This is a genomic window from Bacteroides sp. AM23-12, from assembly GCF_003434395.1.
In the GTDB taxonomy this organism is placed as follows: Bacteria; Bacteroidota; Bacteroidia; order Bacteroidales; family Bacteroidaceae; genus Bacteroides; species Bacteroides thetaiotaomicron.
On record NZ_QTLF01000091.1, the window covers coordinates 1 to 1,316 of the forward strand.

Consider the following 1,316-nt stretch of genomic DNA (forward strand, 5'->3'; position numbering starts at 1 on the left):
CATTACTGTCCCATTAAAATCTAAAAGAGTTCTTTGAAATATTTGAAATTTAGTTAGTTACAGCGATTCTCCGAGCGAACGGACTTGAATTTGTAGCTTTGCATCAGATTAATCCGATGGCATATGTTCCAAGACAAATACGTTTTCGCTCAATTGGCTTCATTTCTGAATCGAAGTAAGTTTAACCGCATAGTCACCAAGTATGATGGCGACAAATATGTGAAGCACTTCACCTGCTGGAATCAACTACTTGCTTTGATGTTTGGCCAACTTTCTAATCGTGAAAGTCTGCGAGATTTGATAGTTGCTCTTGAAGCTCATCATTCCAAATGTTATCATTTAGGAATGGGTAAAAATGTATCAAAGTCATCGCTGGCAAGAGCAAATCAAGATAGAGACTATCACATCTTTGAAGAATATGCTTACTACCTGGTTAGCGAAGCACGACAAAAGTGTGCTAATCATATTTTCAAACTTGGCGGTAACGTTTATGCTTTCGATTCGACAACTATTGACCTGTGCCTTTCAGTCTTTTGGTGGGCAAAATTCCGCAAAAATAAAGGTGGTATCAAAGTGCATACATTATATGATGTGGAAACACAGATTCCTGCATTCTTTCATATCACGGAAGCATCCGTACACGATTCTAAAGTCATGATTGAAATTCCTTATGAACCAAGCTCTTATTACATCTTTGACCGCGGTTATAACAACTTCAAAATGCTGTATAAAATTCATCAAATTGAAGCCTACTTTGTTGTCAGAGCAAAAAAGAATCTCGGGTACAAATCCATCCAATGGAAACGTAGGCTGCCTAAGAATGTGCTTTCAGACGCGAGTGTACTTCTGACAGGATTCTATCCTAAACAATATTACCCAGAGCCACTTAGGCTGGTTAAATATTGGGATGAAGAACAAGAACGAGAATTTATATTCATAACCAATGCGATGCATATATCTGCGCTTCAAGTTGCTGAACTTTATAAAAATCGCTGGCAGGTAGAGCTGTTTTTCAAATGGCTCAAGCAGCACCTTAAAATCAAAAGATTTTGGGGAACTACAGAGAATGCTGTTCGAATACAGATATATGCTGCTATATGCGCTTACTGTTTGGTGGCAATCATTCAACACGATATGCAACTGGACAGAAGTACATATGAAGTGTTACAAATACTGAGCATCTCATTGACTGATAAGACTCATCTGAGAGACCTCTTTAATAAAACTAAATTTCAAAATGACAAAGAACGATTCGGACCAAATGGGCCAAGGTTGTTTAATTTTTAATTCGTCCCAATTTTAATGGGACACTAATG

1 protein-coding gene is annotated in these 1,316 nt (G+C 37.6%); it reads left to right on the forward strand.

Annotated elements, in window-relative coordinates:
• Positions 1–123: 123 nt before the first annotated feature.
• On the forward strand, positions 124–1,287 hold the full coding sequence (locus DW640_RS23235; protein WP_113747901.1) for an IS4 family transposase: 1,164 nt from the start codon (positions 124–126) through the stop codon (positions 1,285–1,287).
• The last annotated feature ends 29 nt before the right edge of the window (positions 1,288–1,316 follow it).